The organism is Ensifer sp. 22521 (assembly GCF_052044795.1).
GTDB lineage: Bacteria > Pseudomonadota > Alphaproteobacteria > Rhizobiales > Rhizobiaceae > Ensifer.
In genome coordinates this window covers 1-7,713 of sequence record NZ_JBQENM010000061.1, presented here as the reverse complement: position 1 = coordinate 7,713, position 7,713 = coordinate 1, and the positions used below count along the sequence as shown (strand labels likewise).

Genomic DNA, 7,713 nt, shown 5'->3' with positions numbered 1-7,713 from the left:
GACGCCGATATCCTTGCAGGTGGCTTCGGCACAATTTCGCGGACAGCCGGAGACCGCCATCTTCAGCTTGGCCGGCGTCCACGAGCCCCACATGAACTTTTCGATGCGGATGCCGAGCCCCGTCGAATCCTGGGTACCGAAGCGGCACCAGTCGGAGCCGACGCAGGTCTTCACCGTGCGCAGCCCCTTGGCATAGGCCTGGCCGGAGACGAAGCCGGCCTTGCCGAGATCCGCCCAGACCGCCGGCAGGTCTTCCTTCTCGATGCCGAGCAGGTCGATGCGCTGGCCTCCCGTCACCTTGACCAGGGGGATATCGAACTTGTCGACCACGTCGGCGATCGCCCGCAATTCCCCGGAATTGGTGACGCCGCCCCACATGCGCGGCACCACCGAATAGGTGCCGTCCTTCTGGATATTGGCGTGGACGCGCTCGTTGATGAAACGCGACTGGTAGTCGTCGGCATATTCGTCCGGCCAGTCGCAGACGAGGTAGTAGTTGAGCGCCGGTCGGCACTTGGCGCAGCCGCAGGAGGTCTTCCACTCCAACTCCTGCATGACGGCCGGAATTGTCTTCAGACCCTTGGCCTTGATCAGCCGGCGAACATCGTCATGGCCGAGTTCGGTGCAGGTGCACATCGGCTGCACGGCGGCCGGATTGTAGGTGTCGCCGAGCGTCAGCGTCATCAGTTGTTCGACAAGGCCGGTGCAGGAGCCGCAGGAGGCGGACGCCTTGGTATGGGCACGCACGTCGTCAAGCGAGGTCAGGTTCTTTCCGGTGATCGTCGAGACGATCTTGCCCTTGCAGACGCCGTTGCAGCCGCAGATCTCCGCATCATCCGGCAAGGCTGCAACGGCCGCCATAGGGTCCAGCGGGGACCCTCCCTGGTAGGCCTGACCGAAGATCAAGGTTTCCCGCATATCGGAAATATCGGTCTGCTTCTTCTTGAGATCGTTGAACCAGGCACCGTCGGCCGTTTCTCCGTAGAGCACCGTGCCGATGATGCGGTTGTCCTTCAACACGACCCTCTTGTAGAGGCCGCCCGCTGCATCGCGGAGCACAATCTCCTCGCGGTCATCACCGTCGGCGAAATCGCCAAGCGAGAACAGGTTGATGCCGGTCACCTTCAGCTTCGTCGGGGTATCGGAATGGACGAAGGCAGGCGAGCGATCTCCGGCCAGATGCGATGCTGCGACGCGAGCCATCTCGTAGAGTGGAGCGACGAGACCGTAGACCATGCCGCCGACCTCGGCGCATTCGCCGAGCGCCATGATGTCCCCATCGGAGGTCATCATACCGTCGTCGACGACGATGCCGCGGTTGACCGCAAGGCCAGCGTCCTTGGCTATGCCCGCGTTCGGTCGGATACCGACTGCCATCACCACCAGTGTCGCCGGGATGATGCGGCCGTCGTCGAGCTCGATGCCCTCGACCTTCCCGTCGCCAATGATCGCCTTCGTGTTGGCCTTACAGATGACCTTGATGCCGCGATCTTCGACAGCCTTCTGCAGCAGATAACCGGCAGCCGGATCGAGCTGCCGTTCCATCAAGGTCGGCATGACGTGCAGCACGGTGACGTCCATGCCACGCGAGGCAAGGCCGGCTGCCGCTTCAAGCCCGAGCAGGCCGCCGCCGATGACCACCGCCTTTTCGCGCGACTGGGCCGCAAGCAGCATGGCCTGCACGTCGTCGAGGTCGCGGTAGGTAATGACGCCGGGCAGATCCTTGCCGGGCACCGGAATGATGAAGGGGACGGAGCCGGTCGCGATCACCAGCTTGTCGTAACTCTCGATGACGCCGTGGTCGGAAGTGACGGTTTTGGCATCACGATTGATGGCGACGATCTTGTGCCCCTTGTAGAGGGTGATGCCATGCTTGATGTACCATCCGTCGCCATGGATGATGATTTCTTCGTAGTCCTTCTCGCCCGACAGCACCGGCGACAGCATGATGCGGTCGTAATTGACGCGCGGCTCGGCGTTGAAGATCGTGACCTGGTACTGCTCTGGGGCCTGTTCGAAAAGGTGCTCCAGCATGCGTCCGGGCGCCATGCCGTTGCCAATGATGACGAGCTTTTGAGTCATGATTCCAGTTCCTAGGTTAGGCAGTTGCCGTGGCGGTTGCAGAATGCGCCCGACGTTGCATCCGCGTTACGGACACGTGCATCCAGATGAGAGAGATCGCGACGATCGCAAAAAGCAGCAGAAAACAGCTCGACCAGAGGCCGGTCATGTCCTTGAGAAGGCCGAAGGCGATTGGGAGCAAGAAGCCGCCGAGGCCACCCATCATCCCGACGATGCCGCCGACGGCACCGACGTTCTCCGGATAATAGGCCGGGATGTGCTTGTAGACGGCGGCCTTGCCGAGGCTCATGACGAAACCGAGCACGAAGACCGTGACGATGAAAACGGCAGGCGTAATGCCGAAGGCATGCCCCTCGCTCGCTGCCGGCAGCGACAGGATCAGTGTAGCCACCGCAGAGACGCCGAGCATCCAGTACATGACCGTGCGCGCGCCCTTGCGGTCAGAAAGCATGCCGCCGAAGGCGCGGAAGATGCTGCCTGGGATGGAATAGGCGGCGGCAACCATGCCTGCCACGGCGATATCGAAGCCGTAGACGCCGACGAGATAACGCGGCAGCCAGAGCGAAAGCGCGACGAAGCCGCCGAAAGCGAAGAAGTAATAGAGCGAGAAGCGCCAGACCTGAATGTTCTTCAGCGGAGAAAATTCCTGCAGAAGGCTCTTGGATACGACGCCGCGATTCCGGCGCTCACGAAACGCAGGATCATCGGTGGTCGAAAACCAGAAAATGATTGCTGTTGCGGCAAGCACGAGGGCCCAGATTTCGGCAACTGTCTGCCACCCCCATGCGATCAGCACGAAGGGTGCTGCGAACTTCGTCACGGCGGCGCCGACATTGCCCGCGCCGAAGATGCCGAGCGCTGTTCCCTGTCTTTCCGGCGGAAAGAACGGTGAAACGTAAGCAACGCCGACCGCAAAGGATCCGCCGGCGAGACCGACCCCGAGGCCCGCAATGAGCATTTCCGTGTAGGTCGTGGCGTAGCTCAGCAGGAAGGTCGCCAGTGCCGATGCCAGCATGGTGAGCGTGTAGACCAAACGACCACCATAACGCCCGGTCCAGATTCCAAGGACGAGACGGACGACGGAACCAGTCAGGATGGGCGTGCCAACCAACAAGCCGAATTGCGCCTCGGAGAGGCCGAGATCCTGCTTGATGCGAACGCCGATGATCGCAAAGATCGTCCAGACCGCGAAACAGACCGTGAAGGCACCCGTGGAGATCCACAGTGCTTTCGCGGGTTCGCCGGTATACATCGAACAGCTTTTCTTAGAACTAGACATGACTTCTCCGTGGCCCGACAAGGTCGTGCCCATGAAACGTTGAGGGTCAGAAATGCGGAAAGGGGCACGTCAGGTGCCGAGTACGAAAGTACTCGGAATATCCCGCTCAGCGACTTTGCGTGAAGCGCCCGTCGTTGGACGCTGTGCGGCCTCTCGGCTCAGAAATTACAATGCAAGGGCCGTGCCAGTTTCAGAATTGGTATGGTTTCGCGCCTTTTTGGCGGAATCCTGCCCAACTGGACTGAGGCAGTGGCCAAAAACATCGGCTGACGGCGCTAAAAATTGTGCACTGCACAGTTTATGAGCAGAGCTCACGGCTGCTTTTGGGCAGACAGATATTCGTCGATGCAATCGGGATCAAACAGGTTTCCGTCGAAGAATCCGTCAGGACCGAGCGTCAATGCGCCGCTGGAGCCGACCGGAGTCTCCATGCCCAACGCACCTTCGACCTTGGAACTTGCAGCGGGCATGGCGATACCCAATGACTTCAACGCGCTTCGGTAGATGTCTGGCCTATAGGTATTGCCCGCGACCCGCTGATGGGGCCCGGTATGTTCGATCTGCCCCCAGCGAACCATCTGAGTGTAGAACCAGAGTGCATGGCTCTTCCATGGAAAGGTAGCGGCTTTAGCGTTCGGGACAAAAAAGTCCTTCACAGTCTGTTTGTAACGCAGGCCAATTTTGAGTTCTCCCGTCAGCGCGGGTCGCAGCCATTCCGCAGACTTGTTTATGTAGGCGTCTCCCGAGAGCAATCGGGCAAGTTCCTCATGATTGCCCGGCTCGGCGCACCAGACGGACGCATTGTAGATCGCTCTTAGCAGAGCGGCGAGCGCTTCGGGATGACTATCAGCCCAGCGTGCGTTGACGCCGAGCACCTTTTCCGGACTGGACTTCCATATCGCTGCCTTGACGGTCGCGAGATGCGCTCCCCGTTTGAGAACGCCAAATGTGTTCCAGGGTTCGCCGGCGCAATAGCCGTCAATTGTCCCGTCTTTCAGTGCGTTGCCCATATCCGCGGGAGGCAGCGTTACAATTTCGACCTCGCGTTCGGGATCGATGCCACTCGCCGCAAGCCAGTACCGCAGTTCGTAATTATGCGCGGAGTAGGGATGCACGACCCCGAACCGAAGCCGGTCGCCTGCCCGTTGTGTGATCACTTTCCGTAACGCGTCGCCGCTTGAGCGGGCATCGAGGTCAGCGGTCGCACCGTTGTCGATCATCTGCCACCAAAGGCCGCCCGACACAGTGATGGCATTGCCGCCGAGCCCCAGCGCCATTGGAACGATCATCCGCGGTGCAGGCGCGGTCAGCCCGAGATTGCAGGCAATCGGCATGGGCGCAAGAATGTGGGCTACCTCGAAATGTCCGACAGCCAGCCTGTCTCGGACTGTTGCCCAGGATCGTTCACGCACGAGCGTAAGGTCGATCTGCTCGATTTCCGCAAAGCCCTTCTCTTTGGCGACGATCAGGAGAGCGCTATCGAGAAGTGGCAGGAAGCCCGCCGTGATTTCATGCCTGTACTTCTTCATACATCAGCTCCGGGATCGAGCAGGCTTGCCGCGGTGATAAGGCTTTGAGCGATCTCGACGATTTTCCGATTCTGACCCATGGCCGTTCGCCGCAATAATGCATAGGCCTCTTCTTCAGATAGCCCCCGGGTGCGCATCAGCACCGCTTTGGCCCGGTCGATCAACTTGCGGTTTTCCAACTCGCCACGCGCTTCTTCGAGCTCCCGGCTCAGTCGCGAAAACGCATTGAAACGGCTAATTGCCATTTTGAGGATGGGGCGCACGCGTTCCTGCTTCAGACCGTCGACAATGTATGCAGAGACGCCTGCGTCCACAGCCGCTTCGATCGATGCTTCGTCGGACTTGTCGACGAACATCGCGATAGGTCGTTTTACCGCACGTGATATCTGGAACATGCTTTCCAACATGTCCCGGTTGGGATTCTCGAGATCGATGACGATGACATCGGGGTCGATCTCGGTGATCTTCCTGGCAAGTCCATTCATGTCGGCAATGATTGTCACCTGAACATATCCTGCATCCCGCAACCCGTCTTCAATGACTGATGCGCGAATGCGGTTTTCATCGATGACCAGTACGTTGAGGCTGCTAGGTTTCATGAAGCCGACGACATAAATTTGCTGACATTCAAATTCGAGCCTGCGGTTGATGGAAGTAAACTGCGCAAAAAAAGAAGCGTTCGACTACCGCGGGTCGACGCTGGAGCACCCTACCTCTCGGATATCGAGCAAGCCATCTCTCCCTTCCGGAGAATTACAGTCCAACCAGCGTTGCTGATGTACGTTGGCGGCAAATCTCACGAAAGGGAAGGTCTGATTTCCCGGTTTGGGTACGCTTCCGAAAAAAGGGTTGTTGGGGAGCAGTCTTTCAAGTCGCGGGCGACCCTAAACCTGGCCGCTTTCGCTCGCCGCTTTTAGCATTTTCATCGCCACAACGGCTATCGCGTGGTTAGCAGGTGGGCACGTGTCGAGCCGGTCGCGCAGCATGAAAGTGGCGATGAAAAGGCCTGAGCCAACAACAGCGCGTAGCCCCCGAGTATGACCCCCGCACGGTACCACGAAATTCAGTTGCGGTGCAGCGCCGAGGATGACCGGCACGCTCCAGGAGACAATCGAAATCACGCCGCACCCTATCAGCGAGACCGGCAACTTGTCTGGGACTAAGCGGCGCGCAGGAGCGGCGGTTTGGGTTGAACAGGGAAGGCACCGCGCCACTCAAGATGGCTGGCCCGTTGGATTGGTCGTAAACAAACCAAACATCCAGGTGTGGACGTGGGGTGACTATAGCGTTGAACATTCGCATGGTCTGGGGGCGCCGGATGACTACGAGCCTGAACAGTAACCATCCGTGACAGTGCTGCCGACGTTTCCTGCATAAGAAGCCGGTTTCATCCGCCCGTTAGAAAACATGTGCTGGTTGGCGCGACATGGCTCCCGCTCGCCGTTCGCCAAGATTATCGCCCAGTGGCAGAGCGGTATTTTGTCACGTCGCATCCTCGCGTTAATGTGGTATTTAATATGCTACATTAACGGAGAACGCCCATGGATACGGACGAAGTACGCAAGCCCTTGGCTTTTTCTGGCGAGCAGGTGAGCGGCAGAGATCTCAATGGCAGCAGCCTGATGCCGATGCTTGTCGTCGGGCTTGTGCTGGTTGCAATTGGCTACGCGGCCGTGATGATCTTTGTCTAGGCAGCCGTTTCAGGGGGGGGGACGGGGCGTAACCTACGAGGCGGGCGCCTCTTAAATGCGCTCCACTGGATAGGGGAACTGGAGCAGAGCCAGGCTGGTTGGCGGGCCACCGTAGAGAGGCTGCCTCCGGGACGTCAGCGGCCTATTGCAGTTGGTGGCCTGTTTCTACCGCTGCGCGGTGTGTGGGATTGTGGGAAGAACGTCTACGCGCTGCGTCCTGACTGAGCCGTCCGCCTCGACGATTGCCTGCCAGCGCCGATTGCCGCAGCGCACAGAAAGGCGCCAGCGGCCGTCATCCTCTCCTACCCCGCGTTCCACACGGGAGGAGACCAGGCCGCGGCGCATGTAGTCGCGCAAGGTTTGCGTCGGCCAGCTGAAGCGTGCCGCAAGCATCTCTGCCGGCAACAGGAATTCGCCTGCTGCATCGCGGGAAAGAACGAGCGGCTGAGTGTTGATTTCCATCATGACAGCGTCTCGCGCGCAGTCGGCGCAACGAGCAAGGAACTCTCGCCGCCGTCGAAGGCGATGGCAAGGCGAACGCAATGGACGATGCGAGGCGCCCGGTCGAGCAGGTGCATGGCGAACTCCAGCGGATGCGGCATGTGGAGCGCAGCAATCATCAATCCCGATACCATCCAGTCCCCCTTCGTCTCACGCGGCGTTCGCATTGATGTCGAGCAGCGGGCCGAGCGCCGCCCGGTTCCGCACGATGTCGGCTAGCGTATACTTGTCGAGCACGGCGAGGAACGCGCCTAGCGCCTCGTGCAGCATGCCTTTGAGCTGACAGGCTGGCGAAATCACGCAGCTGTGCCCTCCTGCTTGCATGCATTCGGCCAGCGCGAACTCCTCCTCGGTCGCTCGCACCAGCGCGCCAACAGCGATCTCCTCCGATGCCCTCGCGAGCCGGATGCCGCCCGCACGCCCGCGCGTCGTTTCGACGATTCCGAGGTCGCGCAAAGTCTGCGCCACCTTAAGGAGGTGGTTGCGTGAAAGCCCATAGGCTTGCGCCACGTCATTGACCGTGCATGTGCCGTTCCGTCGCGTCGCGGCGAAGATCAGCATGCGCAGGGCATAGTCGGTGTGGAGTGTCATTCGCATCGTCGCAGTGAATTCCATAAAGTGGTATTTTGTG

At 59.9% G+C, this 7,713-nt stretch carries 8 protein-coding genes; 1 reads left to right on the top strand and 7 read right to left on the bottom strand.

Annotated features, from left to right (window positions below):
- The 4 genes from nirB to ACTJKE_RS36355 form a co-directional block, all read right to left on the bottom strand.
- A partial coding sequence (gene nirB, locus ACTJKE_RS36370) for a nitrite reductase large subunit NirB (RefSeq protein WP_440661878.1) occupies positions 1-2,082 on the bottom strand: 2,082 nt, incomplete at its 3' end.
- Positions 2,083-2,098: 16 nt separating this feature from the next.
- Entirely contained in the window at positions 2,099-3,361 is a 1,263-nt protein-coding gene (locus ACTJKE_RS36365) for an MFS transporter (protein ID WP_058325800.1), read from the bottom strand.
- 311 nt (positions 3,362-3,672) lie between these two features.
- Entirely contained in the window at positions 3,673-4,890 is a 1,218-nt protein-coding gene (locus ACTJKE_RS36360; RefSeq protein WP_058325799.1) for a CmpA/NrtA family ABC transporter substrate-binding protein, read from the bottom strand.
- Positions 4,887-5,489 (bottom strand): ANTAR domain-containing response regulator, encoded by a 603-nt coding sequence (locus ACTJKE_RS36355; protein ID WP_058325798.1) that lies wholly within the window; start codon positions 5,487-5,489, stop codon positions 4,887-4,889. Before ACTJKE_RS36355 ends, ACTJKE_RS36360 begins: the two co-directional genes overlap by 4 nt.
- Positions 5,490-6,431: 942 nt before the next feature.
- On the opposite strand from ACTJKE_RS36355, the gene ACTJKE_RS36350 reads away from it, so the two are divergent.
- Positions 6,432-6,581 (top strand): hypothetical protein, encoded by a 150-nt coding sequence (locus ACTJKE_RS36350; protein ID WP_197423391.1) that lies wholly within the window; start codon positions 6,432-6,434, stop codon positions 6,579-6,581.
- 165 nt (positions 6,582-6,746) lie between these two features.
- On the opposite strand, the gene ACTJKE_RS36345 is transcribed toward ACTJKE_RS36350, so the two are convergent.
- From ACTJKE_RS36345 to ACTJKE_RS36335, 3 genes are all read right to left on the bottom strand, one after another.
- Complete coding sequence (locus ACTJKE_RS36345; protein WP_156436769.1) at positions 6,747-7,046, bottom strand: DUF6522 family protein; 300 nt, start codon at positions 7,044-7,046, stop codon at positions 6,747-6,749.
- Positions 7,043-7,216 carry a hypothetical protein gene (locus tag ACTJKE_RS36340; RefSeq protein WP_156436768.1) on the bottom strand — a complete coding sequence of 58 codons (174 nt, stop codon included), beginning with the start codon at positions 7,214-7,216 and terminating at the stop codon, positions 7,043-7,045. Before ACTJKE_RS36340 ends, ACTJKE_RS36345 begins: the two co-directional genes overlap by 4 nt.
- 16 nt (positions 7,217-7,232) lie before the next feature.
- A partial coding sequence (locus tag ACTJKE_RS36335) for an RrF2 family transcriptional regulator (RefSeq protein WP_440693881.1) occupies positions 7,233-7,713 on the bottom strand: 481 nt, incomplete at its 5' end.

Bases quoted from the DNA above. Each gene is read 5' to 3' on its own strand.
- ACTJKE_RS36350 (WP_197423391.1), top strand. From the start codon at position 6,432: ATGGATACGGACGAAGTACGCAAGCCCTTGGCTTTTTCTGGCGAGCAG.
- ACTJKE_RS36340 (WP_156436768.1), bottom strand. From the start codon at position 7,216: ATGGTATCGGGATTGATGATTGCTGCGCTCCACATGCCGCATCCGCTG.
- ACTJKE_RS36345 (WP_156436769.1), bottom strand. From the start codon at position 7,046: ATGATGGAAATCAACACTCAGCCGCTCGTTCTTTCCCGCGATGCAGCA.
- ACTJKE_RS36355 (WP_058325798.1), bottom strand. From the start codon at position 5,489: ATGAAACCTAGCAGCCTCAACGTACTGGTCATCGATGAAAACCGCATT.
- ACTJKE_RS36360 (WP_058325799.1), bottom strand. From the start codon at position 4,890: ATGAAGAAGTACAGGCATGAAATCACGGCGGGCTTCCTGCCACTTCTC.
- ACTJKE_RS36365 (WP_058325800.1), bottom strand. From the start codon at position 3,361: ATGTCTAGTTCTAAGAAAAGCTGTTCGATGTATACCGGCGAACCCGCG.